Origin of the sequence: Rhizobium sp. BK377, from assembly GCF_014193935.1 — a bacterium.
Lineage (GTDB): Bacteria > Pseudomonadota > Alphaproteobacteria > Rhizobiales > Rhizobiaceae > Rhizobium.
In genome coordinates this window covers 336,670-355,683 of record NZ_JACIAC010000004.1, presented here as the reverse complement: position 1 = coordinate 355,683, position 19,014 = coordinate 336,670, and the positions used below count along the sequence as shown (strand labels likewise).

The 19,014-nt window shown below is 60.9% G+C and carries 13 protein-coding genes; 10 read left to right on the top strand and 3 right to left on the bottom strand.

Annotated features, from left to right (window positions below; all coding sequences use genetic code 11):
• From FHT92_RS18805 to FHT92_RS18790, 4 genes are all read left to right on the top strand, one after another.
• On the top strand, positions 1-219 hold the full coding sequence (locus FHT92_RS18805; RefSeq protein WP_183748089.1) for a hypothetical protein: 219 nt from the start codon (positions 1-3) through the stop codon (positions 217-219).
• A gap of 48 nt (positions 220-267) precedes the next feature.
• A complete protein-coding gene (locus tag FHT92_RS18800; RefSeq protein ID WP_183748376.1) occupies positions 268-1,422 on the top strand; it encodes a YcaO-like family protein in 1,155 nt (384 codons plus the stop codon).
• Positions 1,419-2,138 (top strand): TfuA-like protein, encoded by a 720-nt coding sequence (locus FHT92_RS18795; protein WP_183748088.1) that lies wholly within the window; start codon positions 1,419-1,421, stop codon positions 2,136-2,138. Before FHT92_RS18800 ends, FHT92_RS18795 begins: the two co-directional genes overlap by 4 nt.
• Positions 2,139-2,279: 141 nt before the next feature.
• Positions 2,280-2,483: a hypothetical protein gene (locus FHT92_RS18790; protein WP_183748087.1), complete on the top strand. Its 204-nt coding sequence runs from the start codon at positions 2,280-2,282 to the stop codon at positions 2,481-2,483.
• 55 nt (positions 2,484-2,538) lie between these two features.
• On the opposite strand, the gene FHT92_RS18785 is transcribed toward FHT92_RS18790, so the two are convergent.
• Positions 2,539-3,867: a PLP-dependent aminotransferase family protein gene (locus tag FHT92_RS18785; RefSeq protein ID WP_183748086.1), complete on the bottom strand. Its 1,329-nt coding sequence runs from the start codon at positions 3,865-3,867 to the stop codon at positions 2,539-2,541.
• Positions 3,868-3,967: 100 nt separating this feature from the next.
• On the opposite strand from FHT92_RS18785, the gene FHT92_RS18780 reads away from it, so the two are divergent.
• The 5 genes from FHT92_RS18780 to FHT92_RS18760 all read left to right on the top strand — a co-directional run bounded on the left by FHT92_RS18780 (position 3,968) and on the right by FHT92_RS18760 (position 8,853).
• Complete coding sequence (locus FHT92_RS18780) at positions 3,968-4,939, top strand: nitrate ABC transporter substrate-binding protein (protein ID WP_183748374.1); 972 nt, start codon at positions 3,968-3,970, stop codon at positions 4,937-4,939.
• A 47-nt stretch (positions 4,940-4,986) separates the two neighbouring features.
• On the top strand, positions 4,987-5,877 hold the full coding sequence (locus FHT92_RS18775) for an ABC transporter substrate-binding protein (RefSeq protein ID WP_183748085.1): 891 nt from the start codon (positions 4,987-4,989) through the stop codon (positions 5,875-5,877).
• Entirely contained in the window at positions 5,874-6,815 is a 942-nt protein-coding gene (locus FHT92_RS18770; RefSeq protein ID WP_183748084.1) for an amino acid ABC transporter permease, read from the top strand. Before FHT92_RS18775 ends, FHT92_RS18770 begins: the two co-directional genes overlap by 4 nt.
• Positions 6,812-7,591: an amino acid ABC transporter ATP-binding protein gene (locus FHT92_RS18765; protein WP_183748083.1), complete on the top strand. Its 780-nt coding sequence runs from the start codon at positions 6,812-6,814 to the stop codon at positions 7,589-7,591. The genes FHT92_RS18770 and FHT92_RS18765 overlap by 4 nt, the downstream gene beginning before the upstream one ends.
• An 80-nt stretch (positions 7,592-7,671) precedes the next feature.
• Complete coding sequence (locus tag FHT92_RS18760) at positions 7,672-8,853, top strand: M20 aminoacylase family protein (RefSeq protein ID WP_183748081.1); 1,182 nt, start codon at positions 7,672-7,674, stop codon at positions 8,851-8,853.
• 10 nt (positions 8,854-8,863) lie between these two features.
• On the opposite strand, the gene FHT92_RS18755 is transcribed toward FHT92_RS18760, so the two are convergent.
• Complete coding sequence (locus FHT92_RS18755) at positions 8,864-10,048, bottom strand: GTP-binding protein (RefSeq protein ID WP_183748079.1); 1,185 nt, start codon at positions 10,046-10,048, stop codon at positions 8,864-8,866.
• 91 nt (positions 10,049-10,139) lie between these two features.
• Entirely contained in the window at positions 10,140-16,448 is a 6,309-nt protein-coding gene (locus FHT92_RS18750) for a DUF4082 domain-containing protein (RefSeq protein WP_183748077.1), read from the bottom strand.
• Between the two features lie 480 nt (positions 16,449-16,928).
• Here FHT92_RS18750 and FHT92_RS18745 point away from each other — a divergent pair, with 480 nt between their 5' ends.
• Positions 16,929-18,788 carry an adenylate/guanylate cyclase domain-containing protein gene (locus FHT92_RS18745; protein WP_183828512.1) on the top strand — a complete coding sequence of 620 codons (1,860 nt, stop codon included), beginning with the start codon at positions 16,929-16,931 and terminating at the stop codon, positions 18,786-18,788.
• Positions 18,789-19,014 lie beyond the last annotated feature (226 nt).

Sequence of the window (19,014 nt, the reverse complement as noted above, 5' to 3'; positions counted from 1 at the left end):
ATGTCAAAAGTTGTTGTACTGGGTGTATCGGGCGATAAGGGGCTGTGGCTCGTGGATATCGATGCGAAGACTGTGACACCGCTGCAGGTGCCTGCAGGCACCGATCTGGCGGCAGCCGTTAAGCAGCGCGAGGCTGGCGGCACCTTGATCAAGAATGTCGATTTCGCAATCGCTGTCTCGTCAGCGCAGGCGGTCTTCTCCGGTCACGTTGATGGCTGAAGGCGAGCGACGCTGACCGGTCATTCCGATCTTTATTCCGACCGAACAATTACGCCGCGGGATACATTGTCCCGCGTTGCTCCCTATTTAGAGAAAATGGGGGTCACGCGCCTGTCACGACAGACCGATCTCGATTGTGTCGGTCTTCCGGTCTGGTGCGCCTACACGCCAAACTCCCGCTCCATTGTCATCGCCCAGGGCAAGGGGCTTGAGGATATCGACGCCAAAGCGTCGGCGGCGATGGAGGCCCTGGAACGTGCGGTGGCCGGCGAACCCACCACGATCACGACGGTTTCGTCGGCACGAGACCTGCGGCGGCGGGGCGATCGCGCCGAGCCCCTCGATTGCCTGATCGCAGCCGGCGAGAAGGTCGTGGGCGAAGACGAGGAACTGACCTGGAGCCTGGCAACCGAGTTGCTTCACGACCTGCCGATCCATGTCCCGCAGGATGCCGCTCTCCTCGATCGAACGCGGCAGAACCGGTTCTGGATGTCGTCGGATGGGCTGGCCTCGGGCAACACGCTGGAAGAGGCGATATTTCATGGTATCCTGGAGCGTATCGAGCGTGATGCCCATGTCCTGTGGCAGATCGGCAGCGATGACCAGCGCTACGCCTGCTGCGTCGATCCGAGAAGTTTTGCCGACGCCGCGCTCTCAGGCCTGATCGACAGGATCGAAGCTGCCGGGCTCATTTTGAAACTCTTCGATATCACAAGCGATATCGATATCCCCTGCTATACCGCGCTCGTCGCCCCATCAGCCGTCAACGGAAAAGCGCCGCTCCGGTTTGTCGAGGTCACCGGCGGCAGTGGCGCTCATCCCTGGGCCGTGAGGGCGGCAATCCGCGCCGTAACGGAAGCGCTTCAATCGAGATTGACCTATATCAGTGGCGCCCGCGACGATGTCTGGCCCGAATTGTTCGCGATGCCGCTTCCGGCACAAACCCGCAGTGCCTTTCTTGCCGTTCCCGCTTCTGGATCTGCAGCCGCCACAAGACCAGCCGAGAACATATCCATCCTATTGCATAAGCTGCTGACAAGACTCCGCGAAAGCGGGATCGGCTCGGTGATTGCCCTCCCCCTGACGCCTGCAAACCTGCCGTTTTCGGTGGTGAAGATATTCATACCCGATCTTGAGAACCCCTCGGGCAACAGGCTCCATCGTTTCGGCCACCGTGCGCTTGCAAGGGCGATGCGCGCGTGAAAGTCGTGTTCGTCGGTCCGAGCTTACCTGACGCGGCAAGCCACGCCGCGACGGATATCGCTCTGCGGCCGCCCGCTGTTCAGGGAGATGTGCTAAGGGCGGTGGAAGATGGCGCAAACGTCATAGGCCTGGTCGACGGCGGCTTTGAAAACACCGCGCCGGTTTGGCATAAGGAGATTCTCTTTGCGCTCTCGCTCGGTGTCACGGTCCTAGGCGCCGCCAGTATGGGCGCCTTGCGCGCCGCAGAATGCCAAGCGTTCGGAATGATCGGTGTTGGCCGGATTTTCCACGACTATGTCAGCAGAACCGTCGTCGACGACGCTGACGTCGCGCTTCTGTACGAGCCGATGGAACTGGGCGGCAAACCGCTGACCGTGCCGATGGTCAATGTGAGAAGCACTTTGGACGAGATGGAAAGGCTGCAGCTCTTCGACAAGGCCTTTCGCCTGGCCCTCGAACAGACCGCTGCAAATCTCTTCTTCAAGAAGAGAAGCTGGGCTCTCATCGTTCGTGCATGTGCGGCAATACCGCCGTCGCAGGAGGAGTACTGGCTGAATATGCTGAAGACCCACGCAATCGATCAGAAACGGATCGATGCCTTGGCTCTTCTCGACGCTGTTGGCAACGCGCGTGATCAGCGCGCGGCGACAAATCGCCATTGGGAATTCAGAAAAACAACGCTTTGGGCAGAACAACTGGCCCGCTCAAAGGCTTAGACCCGATTGCACCCATAGGATGTTTCACGCGTTTTTCACGCACTTAAGTACCGAACTGTCCTTATTGTCGTCTGTGCAATCTGGAGAATCGATATGTCGATCATAGGGTCGGGAAAGCGCCTGTACGCATCGGCGGCAGCCATGGATAATCTTGACGAGCTGATGGCTTTGGCTCGGATGATCACCTATGCAAAAGCGGTCGCTGAAGATTTGAAGATCGAACCGAGCGCTCAGTCTCTCGAGGCGGCATTGACGGCGGTCACGCGCGAGCTGCGAAGGGCAACGGATGCGGATGTTCCCGGTCTGGAGCCCCTGCTTTCGGACATGAATATCGAGCTGCACTGATCAGCCCTACCGCTGATGCGCCAGTGACTATGCGAAAGTCACAGGACGCCGAAGACTAGGCTGGACTCGCGGCAAGAGCGATCGAGTCGGCCACCTCGTCTACCCGATCAGATAGGATGGCCGTCGCCACGCGAAGATGTGCGCTCGGCAAGATAGAAAACTTCGCACCGGGATGAACCGCGATGCCTCGCGCCGCCAGCGTGACCATTGCGAAGGGTTCGGATGCGACCGGTACCCAGGCGCATAGTCCGCTGCCATGCTGCGCTTCGATCCCACGCTCGCTCAGGGCATCGACCAGATCAGCCCGGCGCCGGAAATAGATGTCGCGAGCGCGTTGCAACGAGGCTTCCGTCACAGGATCCCTCAGCAGCCAGGCCGTGGCCGCCTGAAGGATGCGGCTTGTCCAGCCGGCACTGAAGCTGCGGTAGGACTGGATCTGTTCGACGATCGCCCGCGAGCTTGAAAGCACGGCAAGCCTCAGATCCGGACCATGCGTCTTTGAATAGGAGAGGATGTGGATTGTCCGGTCGGCAAACCGGCCACCGAGCGAATGACGCGTAGCCGTGGAAATGTCGGCCACACCGTCATCCTCGACGATCAAGGTGTCGGTGCCGTCGAGAATGTCTCCAAGCCGTTGCAACCGCTCGCTGCTGACGTTCTGACCGGTCACCGAATGAAGCCGCGGCTGGAAAATGAAGGCGACTGGCCGCAGCTTCATTGCGGCTTGGAGAGACGCAGGCAGCGGCCCTTCCCGATCGCACTGGACTGGAATGATCTGCACGCCGCGGTCCTCCAGGATATCAAGAAGCCGCATGGCGGTCGGATCTTCGATTGCAACGGCCGCACCGGGCATGACGAGCGCCTGGATGAGCGTGTAGACCGCGTTATAGCCCCCATTCGTCGCCAGGAATGCCTCCGGCTCGTATGGCCAGGTTTTTCGGACAACCTCTTCAAGTTCCGGAAGGATGCGGCTTCGCTCATAGCTGTTGAGATTTTCCGCCGACGCCCCGTAAGCCGTGGCTTTCGCAAGCTGTGGCAAAAGCCTGATATCCGGCACGGCCGCGGTCAGGTCGAGGACGTCGGCTCCGTAACGACCGGAACTGCCGAGCCGTTCCGGCTTTGCCACGAAACGGTCGCCGCTCACCCATGTGCCGTTCCGTCCCCTGCCGCTAATGATTTTCTGACGTCTCAGCTCGCTCCAGGCCTCTGAGATCGTTGCCGGACTGATCCCGAGCGCAAAGGCAAGATCACGGATCGGCGGCAGCTTCGTTCCGACGGGAAGCGTCCCGGCCCGGATCAAGGCACTGGTTTCAATCGCAATCCCTCGAATTGTCCGATCGGTCAATTTTTGGGCAAACCACGCCGCGTCGACAGTATCGCTCATTTAATCGCCACTTTTAATGTTCAATAACGTAATAACATTTGATCAGGTAATTTTGAACATTTAATTGTTCTGAAAACAAGGTCTTTGCGAGTGAATGCCGATGCCCCTTAGCCTGCGACTTGCCCTGCGTGACTGGGACTACATGACGCCTCTGGTCCTCGGCGATGTCTCCTCTCCCAAGCTTGACATCAGGGTCGACCGCGTCGGCACATTGCTCTCGCATCTCGGCAAGAGCGATCATTACGATGTCGCGGAAATGTCCTTCAGCCGCTACACGCAGCTACGCATTGATGGCGACGAGAGTGTCGTCGGCATTCCGAACTTCATCATGCGCGGCTTCCGTCACCGCTGCATCATCACCCGCAAGGACGGCCCCATCACCGAACTCGGTCAGCTGGCCGGAAAGCGTATCGGCGTCACTGGGTGGCGCGACTCCGGAAACACCTGGACCAGAGCGGCGCTGCGCCGCGATGGCGTCGGCGTCGAAGATGCCATGTGGTATGCGGGCCGCCTGACGCAAGCGCATCCGGTCGTCGATCGTCTGGACGGGTTCGGCCGGCCCGGCCGCATCGAAGCGGCTCCCGGTGAGCGTCCCATGGTCGACCTGCTCAAGGAAGGCTTCCTTGATGCAATCTTCACGCCTTTTATGCCTGACGGCTATTTCTCCGGCGGATCGCCGTTCCGGCAGGTCCTTTCCGATTTCAGAAGTGCCGAACGTCGATATTTCTCTGATGTGGGCTATGTTCCAGGAATGCATCTGATCGGCATCAAAGCGGGCATCGTCGCTGAGAACCCGTGGGTGATCGAAGAACTCAGCAAGCTGATCGATGAATCGCAGCGGATGTGGCTGAGCAAACGCCGCAAATACGCAGACACCTCGCCCTTCATGATGGACGAGCTTTTGAAGTCTGCGGCCGAGCTTCCGGTCGGCTGGGAGGCCAGCGGCTTTGCGGTCAACCGCAAGATGATCGCCGATTTCGCCAACGAGCTTCACATCCAGGGCATACTGCCACAGCTGATGACGCCGGAAGAGCTCTTCTCCTTCGATGTGGACGGTAGCCGTATCGGGTGAGCGCAACACGAAACGCATAAATTCGAACCAAACAGGGGAAATGAACAATGTCGATCAGGAAAATTGCATGCCTTGCTCTGACGAGCGTGATGATCTCGGGAACGGCCTTCGCTGAAGATGCGGCCCTGCCCAAGCTTTCGGTCAACGACGCGCTTCATGCGCAGTTGCCCGAAGCGATCCGCACGTCCGGCAAGATGATCTCCGTCAACAATGGCTCGTTTCCTCCCTATGAAATCGTCACGGGCACCGAGATGACCGGCGCGAGCGCCGATCTCACCGATGCGCTCGGTCAGATCCTCGGCGTCAAGATCGAGCATGAGACCGTCGGTGGGCTGCCGGCGCTGCTCGCCGGCGTCAATTCCGGCCGTTACCAGTTTGCCTTCGGTCCCGTCGGCGACTTCAAGAGCCGCGAGGAATCCAATGATTTCGTCGACTGGGTGCAGGAATTCGTGGTCTTCTCTGTACAGAAGGGCAACCCGAAGGGCATCACCTCGCTCGATACGGCCTGCGGCAACCGCATTGCCGTCATGGCCGGCGGCTCGGCCGAAAAGGTCATCCAGGTGCAGGCCGAAAAGTGCAAGACCGATGGCAAGGGCGCCATCGAAGTGCAGTCTTTCACCGACCAGCCGAGCTCGATCCTGGCCGTCCGCTCCAAGCGGTCGGATGCCTTCTTCTCCTCCCAGGCGCCGCTCACCTATTTCGTGTCGCAGGCCAACGGCCAGCTGGAACTGACAGGTGTCGGACAGAAGAACGGCTTCGAGAACCTCTATCAGGGCGCGGTTGTCGCGAAGGGGTCGCCGCTCGGCGCGGTCCTGCGTGACGCAGTCAAGGTGCTGATGGATAACGGCACCTATGCCGCGATCATGAAGAAGTGGGGCCTTGAGAACAACATGATCAAGGAGCCCGGCATCAACCTCGGTGGGACGCTTCCGAAATGAGCACACAAACGCAAACACTTGCATCGCCCCAGGGCGATGCAAGAAGCAGGGATGTGGCCCACGCCCACAAACCCTTCCCCAAAAGCCGCGTCGCAGCCTGGGTGATCACACTTGCGATCGCCGCCTATTGCGCCTGGTCGGTCGCGCATAACGAGAATTTCGGCTGGCCGGTCGTCGCACACTATTTCTTCGACCCGACCGTCATCAGCGGCCTTTACGTCTCGCTCGGCCTGACGGTCGTCGCGATGATCATCGGCATCGCTCTCGGCCTCGTGCTGGCCGTCGCGAGAATGTCGAGCGACCGGCTGGCGAGCTCGCTCGCCTCGCTGTTCATCTGGTTCTTCCGCGGAACACCGCTCCTGGTGCAACTGATCTTCTGGTACAATCTTTCGACGCTCTTTCCGACGCTGTCGATCGGCATCCCCTTCGGCCCGACTTTCATGAGTTGGGATACGAATTCGGTGATCAGCCCGATGACGGCTGCAATTGCCGGACTCGCACTCAACGAGTCCGCCTATATGGCGGAAATCATCCGCGGTGGCCTCCTCTCGGTAGACAAGGGCCAGTACGAGACGGCGGAAGCCTTCGGCATGACGCGCATCCGCGCGCTTCGCCGCATCATCATTCCGCAGGCCATGCGCTCGATCGTTCCGCCGACCGGCAACCAGCTGATCAGCATGATCAAGGCGACCTCTCTCGTCAGCGTCATCGCCATGGCCGATCTCCTCTATTCGGTGCAGTCGATCTATAACCGCACCTTCGAGATCGTGCCGATGCTGCTCGTCGCCGTGCTCTGGTACCTGCTCATCACGTCGGTCCTGAATGTCGGCCAGGCCTATATCGAGCGCTATTACAGTCGCGGCGATCGGCGCACGGGCGCCGCCAAGCCTGCAAAGGAGGCGGCCGTCATGGCGCAGGCTACGGGGGCAGGCGCATGAACGAGATCGCCACTATCGAGCCTCTCGTCAAGGCACGCAATGTCCACAAGTCCTTCGCAGATCTGGAAGTCCTGAAGGGGATCGATCTCGACGTCGCGCCAGGCGAGGTCGTCGTCGTCCTTGGCCCCTCCGGCTCCGGCAAGTCGACGTTCCTGCGCTGTATCAACCACCTCGAATCCATCAATCAGGGTTCGATCGAGGTGGACGGCGAACAGATCGGCTACCGCCTGCACAAGGACCGGCTGCTGCAGCTGTCGAACCATGCCATTGCCCTGCAGCGGCGCAAGATCGGCATGGTGTTCCAGCAGTTCAATCTCTACCCGCATATGACGGCGCTGCAGAACATCATCGAGGCGCCGGTCGGCATACACGGTGAAAGTCGAAAGGTCGCGACCGAAAATGCGCTCGGGCTGCTCGAACGGGTCGGGCTTTCGGCCAAGGCCGACAGCTATCCGCGTCAGCTTTCCGGGGGCCAGCAGCAGCGCGTGGCGATCGCCCGCGCGCTGGCCATCAAGCCGAAGCTGATGCTCTTCGACGAGCCGACCTCGGCACTCGATCCCGAGCTGGTCGGCGAGGTTCTCGCCACCATGCGGGATCTGGCAAATCAGGGTCTGACCATGATCGTCGTCACTCATGAGATCGGCTTTGCGCGGGAAGCGGCCGACCGCGTCGTCTTCATGGATGGCGGTAAGGTCGTGGAACAGGGCAAGCCGGAAGAGGTGATCGGCAACCCGCAGCACCCGCGCACCAGAAGCTTCCTGTCGCGCTTCATCTAGCGCGGCGGCTCCCCATGCCCTGCCGGCTGGCTTCAGCGCGAGCCGACCGGCGATACCGCGCCCATCAAATTGGAATTGCCATGTCCCTCGACAATGACTTTGCCCGCCTCTCCGATTTCGAACCTATGGAAGCGGAGCTGACGGCCATCCGCCGGCATCTCCACGCCCACCCCGAACTCTCCTTCGAGGAAACCGAAACAGCCCGTTTCGTTGCTGAAAAGCTCGAATCCTGGGGCTATGAAGTGACCCGCAATGTCGGCGGCCATGGCGTGGTTGCGCGCATGACGGTCGGAGCCGGAAAGAAGAGCATCGCCATTCGCGCCGACATGGATGCCCTGCCGATCACCGAAGAAACGGGCCGCCCCTATGCCAGCACGGTTGCCGGCAAGATGCATGCCTGCGGACATGACGGCCACACGACGATCCTTCTTGGCGCGGCCGAATATCTGGCGCGCACGCGCCGCTTCAACGGCACCGTCAATCTGATTTTCCAGCCGGCCGAGGAAGCAGGCGCGGTGAGTGGTGCGCCGGCCATGATCGCTGACGGACTGTTCGAACGCTTTCCCTTCGACGTCATTTTCGGCCTGCACAATCATCCGGGCGCACCCGAAGGTACCTGGCTGATGAGGTCCGGCCCGCTGATGGCCGCTGCCGACAGCGCCGAGATCGTCATCAGGGGCAAGGGCGGCCACGCCTCGCGGCCGCATCTGACCGTCGATCCGGTGGTCGTTGCCTGCAACCTCGTCATCAGCCTGCAATCGGTCGTCTCCCGCAGCATCGATCCGACACAGACCGCCGTCGTCACGGTCGGGGCAATCCACGCCGGCGAGGCAGCAAACGTCATCCCAGAAAGTGCAAAACTGCTGCTCAGCATCCGCTCCTTCGATCCGAAGGTGCGCGACACCTTGGAAGCCAGGATCCGCAGGCTTACTGAGACCATTGCCGACGGTTACGGCGCAACCGCGGAAATCGAATACACGCGCGGACATCCCGTGGTCGTCAATTCGGAGGCGGAGACCGAATTCGCCCGCAAGGTTGCAGAAGAGCTTGTCGGTGCCGACAAGGTAGCCCTCTGCAACCTCATCCCCGGCAGTGAGGACTTCGCCCATTTCCTCGAGCACAAACCCGGCAGCTTCCTGCGGCTGGGCAATGGTGTGGAATCTGCGATCCTGCACAGCGCCAAATACGACTTTGCCGACAAATCCCTGACGGCGGGCTCTGCGATGTGGGCGCGCTTGACCGAACGCTATCTCGACGACTGAGGGCTTTCGCCTACCAGGCCGGGAACGGATCTTCGAGGGCCGCCCAGTCGCGCGGATCGGCGCTGGCGAGGCAATCGTCCAACGCGGTCCGCACACCCGTCTCGTCCATGCCAACGCCGATGAACACAAGCTCCTGCCGGCGATCGCCCCAGGCGCTGTCCCATTGGCTTTGCAGGTGCTGACGAAACTGCTGATGGCTCGGCCAGTCCTGTCGCGGAACGGCCGCCCACCACAGACCCATGGGTTCGCAGCGTCGCTGCACCCCTGCAGCCGACATAAGGCCTACGTGACGCGGGCGTGTGGCAAGCCAGAAATGACCCTTGGCGCGCAGCACTCCCGGCCAGGGCTCGTCCAGGAATGCGCGAAACCGCTTGGGATCAAAGGGACGCCTCGTGCGATAGACAAAGCTCGATACCCCGTATTCCTCCGTCTCCGGAACATGGTCACCCGGGCTGTACAATTCCTTGTGCCACAAAGGATGCGCGGCAGCCTTTTCTTCGTCGAAGAGGCCGGTATTGAGGACGGTTGCCAGGGAGACGTTGCCGAGATCCGTCTCCACCTGTCGCGCATCCGGATTGAGAGACGCAACTATCTTGCGGACCTCCGCGCGAACCTCTTTGGTCGCATCCGAGATCTTGTTGATGACGACGACATCGGCAAATTCGATCTGGTCCACCAACAGATCGATAAGGGTGCGCCGGTCCTCACCATCCCGCTGCAGGCCGCGGTCAGCGAGCAGATCGGCGCTACTGTAGTCGGCTAATAGGTTTGCAGCGTCGACCACGGTTACCATCGTGTCGAGCCTGGCGAAATCGGAGAGCGAAACCCCGTTCTCGTCGCGGAAGGAGAAAGTTGCCGCGATGGGGCGCGGCTCGGCAATGCCAGTGCCCTCAATCAACAGATAATCGTACCGGTCCTCTTCGGCCAGCCGCCGCACTTCCGTCAGCAAGTCGTTGCGCAGGGTGCAGCATATGCAGCCATTGCTGAGCTCGACCAATGTCTCCGTGGTATGCGAGAGATTGCAGTCGCCGGCTCGAATGAGGTTTGCGTCTATGTTCACCTCACTCATGTCGTTGACGATCACGGCAACTCGCAAGCCTTCGCGATTGTTAAGAACGTGACTGAGAAGCGTCGTCTTGCCGGCGCCGAGAAAGCCGGCAAGCACGCTCACCGGGAGCCGCTTGATCCTGTTCATCGGCATGTCCTGAATATGGATACTCGGAACAATTGACGTATATGTCGTATGAACCTCATTCGAATCCCGTGCGTAGCCCATCCCCGATGCGTCATGCGGCAAGCTGCGGGCGGAAGATCACATCGGCATAGTAATTCGCTGAATCGTATGAACTGGTTGGGAAGAGCCCCGCGGTGGCGGAGCCGCCATAAGCGTAGACGCCGTTGCCGCCAGCGACGGCACTTGATTGAGCCGTAAGCGGACCATTTGTCACGGCATTGGTGAAGAAGGCATCCGTCGCCACGTAGGCACCTGTTGTGTGGTAGGAGGCGACATAGGTGGTGTTGGCGGTGATGGAGACGGCTGTTGCAAAGTTCACCGTCTGCCAGCCGCTCGCCGTGGTGTTGGTGAAGGTGGCGGTCGCGAGTTTGGTGCCGGTGGAACTCCACAGGTCGACGACGTTCTGGCCGTTGTCGTTGGCACTGCGATAGAACTTGATGCCGGTAATGTCGCCGGCAACGTTCGACTGGAACTTGACGCCGAGCTCGAGCTGCTGACCGTCGTTGAGGTTCGTCTGAGCCGGCGTACTGGAGGCGTTAAACAGACTGTAGGTCGCAGGTGCTGTCGATACGGCGATGCTGAAGCTCTCGTTGGCGGCAAGACCGCCGAGATCGGTTGCCGTCACCTTGACGCCATAGTTTCCGCCTGTCGTCGGCGTGCCGGAGAAGGTCCGTGTCGAGGCGTTGAAGGCGAGCCAGGCGGGCAGCGCTGTACCGTCGGCAGAAGTTGCCGTGTAGGTCAGCGTCTCGCCGCTGTCGACATCGGTGAAGGTCGTGGTCGGCAGCACGAAGGAGAAGGCGGAGCCGACGGTGCCGTTCTGGGTCGCCGTCTGGACGGCGAGCACCGGCGCATCGTTGGCGCCATGGATGGTGATGGTCAGGCTGGCCGTGGCGGTGGCCCCGGCGGCATCGCGCATCGTGTAGCTGAAGACGTCGCTCAGCGTATTGGTCGACTGGCGCAAGGCCTGGACGGTGGCATTGGTCTCGTTGACGGCATAGCTATAGGCACCCGAGGCACTGAGCACGAGACTGCCGTAAGTGCCGTTCAGTGCTGAACCGAGCGTGCCTGACGTCGAGCCGAAGGTGACGGCCGTCACCGTCTTGGTATCGCCGGCATCCGGATCGGTGTCGTTGGTCAGCACGTTGCCGCTTGCAACCACGCCACCCGAACCATTGGCAACACCGCCCTTCTCGGTCGCGTCACCCGTATCGGCAACCGCCGTCGGTGTTGTGTTGCCAGGCGTCGACGGACGGAAGACCACATCGGCCCAATAATTGGCGGCGCTGTAAGTGGCATTTGGGAAAATGCCCGCGGTGGCGGAGCCGCCATAGGCGTAGACGCCGTTGCCACTGGCCGGCGCCGTCAGCGGACCACTGGTGACGGCGGTCGTATAGAAATTATTCGTCGCCACGTAGGCACCTGTTGTGTGGTAGGAGGCGACATAGGTGGTGTTGGCGGTGATGGAGACGGCTGTTGCAAAGTTCACCGTCTGCCAGCCGCTCGCCGTGGTGTTGGTGAAGGTGGCGGTCGCGAGTTTGGTGCCGGTGGAGCTCCACAGGTCGACGACGTTCTGGCCGTTGTCGTTGGCACTGCGATAGAACTTGATGCCGGTAATGTCGCCGGCAACGTTCGACTGGAACTTGACGCCGAGCTCGAGCTGCTGACCGTCGTTGAGGTTCGTCTGAGCCGGCGTACTGGAGGCGTTAAACAGACTGTAGGTCGCAGGTGCTGTCGACACGGCGATGTTGAAGGTCTCGTTGGCGGCAAGACCGCCGAGATCGGTCGCCGTCACCTTGACGCCATAGGTGCCTGATGTCGTCGGCGTGCCGGAGAAGGTCCGTGTCGAGGCGTTGAAGGCGAGCCAGGCGGGCAGCGCCGTGCCGTCGGCAGAAGTTGCCGTGTAGGTCAGCGTCTCGCCGCTGTCGACATCGGTGAAGGTCGTGGTCGGCAGCACGAAGGAGAAGGCGGAGCCGACGGTGCCGTTCTGGGTCGCCGTCTGGACAGCGAGCACCGGCGCATCGTTGGCGCCATGGATGGTGATGGTCAGGCTGGCCGTGGCGGTGGCCCCGGCGGCATCGCGCATCGTGTAGCTGAAGACGTCGCTCAGCGTATTGGTCGACTGGCGCAAGGCCTGGACGGTGGCATTGGTCTCGTTGACGGCATAGCTATAGGCACCCGAGGCACTGAGCACGAGACTGCCGTAAGTGCCGTTCAGTGCTGAACCGAGCGTGCCTGACGTCGAGCCGAAGGTGACGGCCGTCACCGTCTTGGTATCGCCGGCATCCGGATCGGTGTCGTTGGTCAGCACGTTGCCGCTTGCAACCACGCCACCCGAACCATTGGCAACACCGCCCTTCTCGGTCGCGTCACCCGCATCGGCAACCGCCGTCGGTGTTGTGTTGCCAGGCGTCGATACGGCGATGCTGAAGGTCTCGTTGGCTGCAAGACCGCCGAGGTCGGTCGCTGTCACCTTGACGCCATAGTTTCCGCCTGTCGTCGGCGTGCCGGAGAAGGTCCGTGTCGAGGCGTTGAAGGCGAGCCAGGCGGGCAGCGCTGTACCGTCGGCAGAAGTTGCCGTGTAGGTCAGCGTCTCGCCGCTGTCGACATCGGTGAAGGTCGTGGTCGGCAGTGTGAAGGAGAAGGCGGAGCCGACGGTGCCGTTCTGGGTCGCCGTCTGAACGGCGAGCACCGGTGCATCGTTGGCGCCATGGATGGTGATGGTCAGGCTGGCCGTGGCGGTGGCCCCGGCGGCATCGCGCATCGTGTAGCTGAAGACGTCGCTCAGCGTATTGGTCGACTGGCGCAAGGCCTGGACGGTGGCATTGGTCTCGTTGACGGCATAGCTATAGGCACCCGAGGCACTGAGCACGAGACTGCCGTAAGTGCCGTTCAGTGCTGAACCGAGCGTGCCTGACGTCGAGCCGAAGGTGACGGCCGTCACCGTCTTGGTATCGCCGGCATCCGGATCGGTGTCGTTGGTCAGGACGTTGCCGCTTGCAACCACACCGCCCGAACCATTGGCCACACCGCCCTTCTCGGTCGCGTCACCCGCATCGGCAACTGCCGTCGGTGTTGTGTTGGAGCCCGGCGTGGTGAACATCACATCGACCCAGTAGTTGGTCTGCTCGAAGGTGCTCGTGGGGAACAGACTGTTGCTGCCATAGGCATATACGCCGTTGCCGCTGGCCGGTGCCGTTAGCGGGCCGCTCGTCACATTAGAGACGAAGTAGTTGGCGGTCGTCGAATAGTGGCCGGTATTCGTATGGTAAGACGCCGTGTAGGTCTGTCCGGCCGTCAACGCCACCGGGCTCGAGAAGTAGGCGATCTGCCAGCCGCTGGCGGTCTCGTTGGTGAAGGTGAGGGTCGCAAGCCGTGTACCGGCGCTCGACCAAAGGGAACCGGTGTGGGTGCCCGTATCCTGGCTGCCCTTGTAAAAACGAATGCCGGTGACGTTGCCTGCTACAGAGGTCTGGAATTTAACCCCGAGTTCGACGGCTGATGTGTCGCCGGTGTTGACGACGGCAGGTGTCGCCGAACCGAAGAGAGACGTGTAACTTGGTCCGCTGACGGTCACAGTGCGTCCCGCCGAGGGCGTTTCGAGATTGATGCTGTCGTCCACGGCCCGCGAGAGGATCGTGTAGCTGCCCGCGACCTGCGGCGACCACGTATAGGTCCAATTCTCGTCGCCGGTCGCCGGATGCCAGCTCGCCCCGTTGTCGGTCGAGACCTCGACGCCGGCGATGACGCCGCCGCCCGTGTCGGTTGCGGTGCCCGAAATCGTGACGGTGGAGCCAACGGTCGCCGTTGATGGCACCGTGATGACAGAAGTTGGTGCAGTGTGATCCGTGGAACCTGTCGTGGCCACGAGGCCGGATTGCAGCGTCCCGGGCTGAATGCCCATGTCGGCCAGCAAATTGACCATTGCCTGCTGAACGCGGGGATCGGTCGGGGTCGCCTCATTGTCGTGATTGTTGCTTAAGCCCCATGTCCAGTAGACAGTACCGGCGCCGAACACCAGCGCACCGCTCGGCGCGCGATAAAGCGTCAGATTGTGGGTCGCGGTCGCACTGCCGGTCGTGTTTCCATAATCGAGCAAGTAGGTGCTGACCGGAAGCGTCGTCGACGACAGCTTGACGAGGCCGGCCGGATCAAAGCCGTTGTCAACCGCTTCATCCCATTCGTATCCAAGATAGTTCTTGGTGAGCGTTGCCGTCTGGCCAGGCTGAAGATTGGCAACGCTCGTATTGCGCCAGAAGCGCAGGTTGGCGTCGTCATATCCGACCGTAATCGCGCCGAGATTGCTGCCGACATCGTCGACCTTGAACAATTGACCGGTCAGCGAGTTTTCCGGATTGCCTCCCCCGATCGCGGGTGGGCTGAGACGCGGATCGCGGAATGTGCCCGTCCATTCATTGGAAGGGTCAATGCTGCTACCGGGCGCCCACGTCTCCTTGTAGGAGATGAGCGTGCGATAGGGCGTGCCGTCGGCGCTGTAGGCATTGCCCCAACGGGTACGCCAGTAGACCTCGTTACCGCTCCAGAACATGAGGTTGACGCCCGCATCGCGCGCGGCTTCGACATTGGTCCTCTGCTGTCCAGACCAATATTCGTCATGCCCGGCATCAACATAGGTCTTGTGATTGAGCAGTAGGCTGCCGTAGCGGTCGACGTCGACACCCGACAGGTACGAAACATCATAGCCGTTCTGCTCCAGCCAGTAGATGCCTGCATACTCGGCGCCAAATAGATAGTCTTGCGGACCGGCATAAGTGCCAACCCCGCCGCGGGTCGCAATCGGCCTGTTGTAGCTGACAGCATAGGCGCGACCAGCGCCCTGCCCGGTCGCCGGACCGTTGCCGCCGTAGAAGTTTGCGCCACCCCAGCCGTTATAGGCTTGCCAGGTCTCGTCGGCGGTCTGGAAAACGATATCGCTGTGGCTGTCATCGTCGCGCACGATGAACGGAATCTGATTTTCGCCGAACGTGCCATCCTGCCGCACGAGCTTGGCGATATAAACGCCCGAGACGGCATCATCCGGTACCGTCCACGACGCCGACACTGCCCAGTTGCCGGCATCCACCGTGCCGGTCGTGGCATTGCGCAACGGATTGGGTTGGTTCTGCACGCCGGTGTGCTGAATGGTCGTGACCTTGCGCGCGCCCATGCCGCCATAATAGCCGAGCCGATAGATATCGATCCGGTAGTTGTTGGAGTTGGTATTGATTTTGAAGCTGATCGTCTTGCCGTTGTCGACGCTGATGTCGGTCGCGAATCCTTCGATGTTGGAGCTGCCTGCGCCAACGATACCCCACTCGCTCTGCGGATTGCCCGGCTTCTGGTTTTCCGCCACGACCGCATTGACGGCCGTCGCTGTCGCAGTGGCTGCCAGATTTTGCGTCGTTAACGACCGCTGCGTGGTCGGCGGTGTGGTGACCGAGCCGGAAAGGACGCCGACACCCTTGGTGCCGGTTGCCGTTCCCATCTCCCCGCCGCCGGGCAGGGATCCGTTCAAGATCGTCGAATCCGTCCACTTTGCGGTTCCGCGCCAGCCCGAGAGAGGGGATAAGTCACGATCGAGAAGCGGGTCACTGACCGAGGCACCGATGGCCCGCTTGATCGTTGCTACATAGTCCGGCCCTTCAGTCAGCCTGGTCCCCGGCAATTGACCATCCTGTTGAAGCATGGCACCGCCGTGAGCCCAATCGAGAATCCGCGTGGGGGAGGTAAAGTAGCCGCAGCCGCAGACGCCAAAGGGCATGCCGAACGCCAGTGAATTCGATCCACCGTGGTGTGCGGCCACCGCCGCTGCCGACGGGCTCGACTCAAGAATGACCACCTTGCCGGAGTGAGCGCGCCTGCCTGCTACGGCAGCGGAACCTTGTCCTGATACTGTCGGTCCCGGGCTCTGCGGCAGATACGGGGCCAGGGGATCCTCGCCCATGGTGCCAATGCCAGCATAACTGCGGGAACCATTCGCGTTCTGCCCGAAAGCTGCAAAAACCGGACTATGGGCCGACAGCACAGACGCGTCAGACTCTCTGCTTCGAAAACTCGATTCCCGCGCCGCTGCGAAAGCGTCGGCCAAGGATGGGGACACATGGTCGATATCGCCCCGACCGTCTGCTTCGTCGACCGTATCCGCTCCTGGTTCGTTATCATGTCCGCTGAGCACAAAGTTGTTGTCGGAATTGCCGGCAAGGCCGCCCCCCTTGTCTCCAATCGACGTCGCAAGTTGAGCGCTATCCTCAGGCTGATCGGCGTTCTTGCGTGGCTTCGCTTTTCCACCGACGGACCACCACCGGGGAGCCCACGAATCCACCAGTAGTGAGCGCGGAGCCCACCGGCGAGCGTTGCGATACATGGCGTGCCCTCTCGCGAAATTGCCAGGACCAAATCTATGAGGATCGTTCGATACACGGACCTCCGATTATAATCGAAAATAGGCGAGTATATCCTACCCATTTCGACCTACAGGCGACATCCCTTTAGGCAAACGGGCTTTCGCGCAGAGCCGTGACTTGCCTTTCGCCGAGCAACGGGCACCGAGACCGGTTCGAACGATGTACTCACGCCCTTCCTCCGAGACGCCGTCCAAAATCGATGCACAGCCTCAAAATTGAGCACCTAGGCATGTCCGGGGTCCTCCCCATCCGAAAGAGCTATCGTTTGGCGCAATCTTCGCCCGGTTGGAGTATTGATGCTGCGCCGTAACGATATAGGCTCTGCGCCGCCGTGACAGCATGCCGAATCGAAAGATATCGGCTGCATGGGAGGGAGCCCTAGCGCGGTCAAAATCTGGAAAAAGCGAGACACTGACATGAGACAATCCATGGAGAGGATCATGGAGCGGCGATTGAGTGCCATCCTCGCTGCCGATGTGGTCGGTTACAGCCGGCTCATGGGCATGGACGAGACAGGCACGCTGCAGGCTTTGAACCGCCATCGCTGCGAACTGGTCGAGATCCGCATATCCGAATACAAGGGCCGTATCGTCAAACTGACGGGCGACGGCATTCTGGCCGAGTTTCAGAGCGTCGTGAATGCCGTGGCCTGTGCCGCCGAAATCCAGCGTAGCATGGCCGTGCGTAACGAAACTGTGCCGAAGGAAGAGCGCGTCGAATTCCGCATCGGTATCAATCTCGGCGATGTCGTCGTCGAAAATGACGATATTTTCGGCGACGGCGTCAATCTTGCCGCGCGCCTGGAAAGCGTTGCTCCGGTCGGTGGCGTTGCCGTGTCGGCAATCGTGCGGGATCAGGTCGGCTCACGCCTCAATCTCGGCTTCGATTTTTTAGGTGAACACGTGTTCAAAAATATCCGCCAGCCGGTGCAGGTTTATACGGTTTCCTTCGAGAAGCCGAGTTCCGCCCGTCTCGTCGCCCAGAATCGCAACACCTGTTTCATCGCCGTCCTGCCCTTCACCAATATGAGCGGCGATGCCGACCAGGACTATTTCTCCGACGGCATCACCGAGGACATCATTACAGATCTTTCCAAAGTCTCCAGCCTGCATGTGGTCCCGCGCAACACCGCCTTCACCTACAAGGGCACATCGGTGAAGGTGAAGCAGGTCGCCCAGGAGCTCGGCGTGCGTTACATGCTGGAAGGCAGTGTGCGCATCGTCGGCACGCGGGTCCGCATCTCCGGCCAGTTGATCGATACCATGAACGGCGATCATCTTTGGGCGGAACGCTATGATCGAGACCTCACCGATATCTTCGCCATCCAGGATGAAATCACCAACGCGATCGTCGGCCAATTGAAAGTGCGGCTGCTACCGGAAGAGCGCAAGGCGATCGCCGCCGAGCCGACGGCCAATGTCGAGGCCTATACTTATTACCTGAGAGGCCGGCAGCTCTCCCATACCTGGACAAAATCCTATCTGCAGCTTGCCCGGCGCATGTTCTACAAGGCCGTCGAGCTCGATCCGGACTATGGCCGCGCCTATGCAGGTATTGCCGATTGCGATGCGGCGATACGCGACTGGGCGCCTGATGATGTGCCCCTCGAGCGCATCCTCGCCATGAGCGCCAAGGCCCTGGAACTTGATCCCGACCTTGCCGAGGCCCATGCCTCCCGCGGCCTGGCGCTGCATCAGAACGGCGAGGACGACGAGGCCATGGCATGCTTCGAACGCGCGCTCGCGCTCGATCCCAACCTCTATGAAGCAAATTTCCACTATGCCCGCATCTTCTTCATGCGCGGGAATTTCGCCGAGGCGGTACACTATTTCACCCGGGCCGCCGAAATCCGCCCCGATGACTATGTTTCGCCGATCCATCTGATGTCCTCGTACCATTCTCTCGGGCGAATGGCGGACCGGGAAAGCTGGGCGCGAAAAGGCATTGAAAGAGCCGAGCGGGCGCTCAATCAGAACCCGGAAAATTCCGGCCCTGCCCATCGCGGTGCGCTTGCCCTTGCCCATCTCGGCGAAGCAGCGCGGGCGTGCGACTGGGCCGCACGGGCGAGCGCCATCGATCCCGATGACATCGTCGCCCAGTATAATCTCGCCTGCGTCCACTCCGTGCTTGGCCATGTGGAACGTGCGATCGATATCCTGGAGGGCTTGCTGCCCCGCAGCTCGGTCTACCATATCAAATGGTTCACCCATGATTCCGACCTGGACAATCTGCGCCGGAATCCGCGCTTCATGAAACTTATCGCGGAGGCAACGAGAGAGCGGGAACGGATCGAGGCATAGGTCGCGCTAGAAGGAGGAAGGCAACGGAGAGAGTCGAACAAACCTATGCTCTCCGCCGGTAGGCCGCCCCCTCGTATATCAGGCAAGCCGGCTTTTTAGGGCCAGCGCCTATACCAAGGTTCAGTTGGGCGTCTCCGCCACTCTGATAATTCTCCGGGTTGAGAAGCTTAGAGCGAGGCCTAGCTTCCTTTTGCCATCAACTGAAACCCAAAGCCCGGGAGCCTTT

Bases quoted from the DNA above. Each gene is read 5' to 3' on its own strand.
- FHT92_RS18805 (WP_183748089.1), top strand. From the start codon at position 1: ATGTCAAAAGTTGTTGTACTGGGTGTATCGGGCGATAAGGGGCTGTGG.
- FHT92_RS18790 (WP_183748087.1), top strand. From the start codon at position 2,280: ATGGATAATCTTGACGAGCTGATGGCTTTGGCTCGGATGATCACCTAT.
- FHT92_RS18785 (WP_183748086.1), bottom strand. From the start codon at position 3,867: ATGAGCGATACTGTCGACGCGGCGTGGTTTGCCCAAAAATTGACCGAT.
- FHT92_RS18780 (WP_183748374.1), top strand. From the start codon at position 3,968: ATGCCCCTTAGCCTGCGACTTGCCCTGCGTGACTGGGACTACATGACG.
- FHT92_RS18775 (WP_183748085.1), top strand. From the start codon at position 4,987: ATGTCGATCAGGAAAATTGCATGCCTTGCTCTGACGAGCGTGATGATC.
- FHT92_RS18770 (WP_183748084.1), top strand. From the start codon at position 5,874: ATGAGCACACAAACGCAAACACTTGCATCGCCCCAGGGCGATGCAAGA.
- FHT92_RS18765 (WP_183748083.1), top strand. From the start codon at position 6,812: ATGAACGAGATCGCCACTATCGAGCCTCTCGTCAAGGCACGCAATGTC.
- FHT92_RS18760 (WP_183748081.1), top strand. From the start codon at position 7,672: ATGTCCCTCGACAATGACTTTGCCCGCCTCTCCGATTTCGAACCTATG.
- FHT92_RS18755 (WP_183748079.1), bottom strand. From the start codon at position 10,048: ATGAACAGGATCAAGCGGCTCCCGGTGAGCGTGCTTGCCGGCTTTCTC.
- FHT92_RS18750 (WP_183748077.1), bottom strand. From the start codon at position 16,448: ATGTATCGCAACGCTCGCCGGTGGGCTCCGCGCTCACTACTGGTGGAT.
- FHT92_RS18745 (WP_183828512.1), top strand. From the start codon at position 16,929: ATGGAGCGGCGATTGAGTGCCATCCTCGCTGCCGATGTGGTCGGTTAC.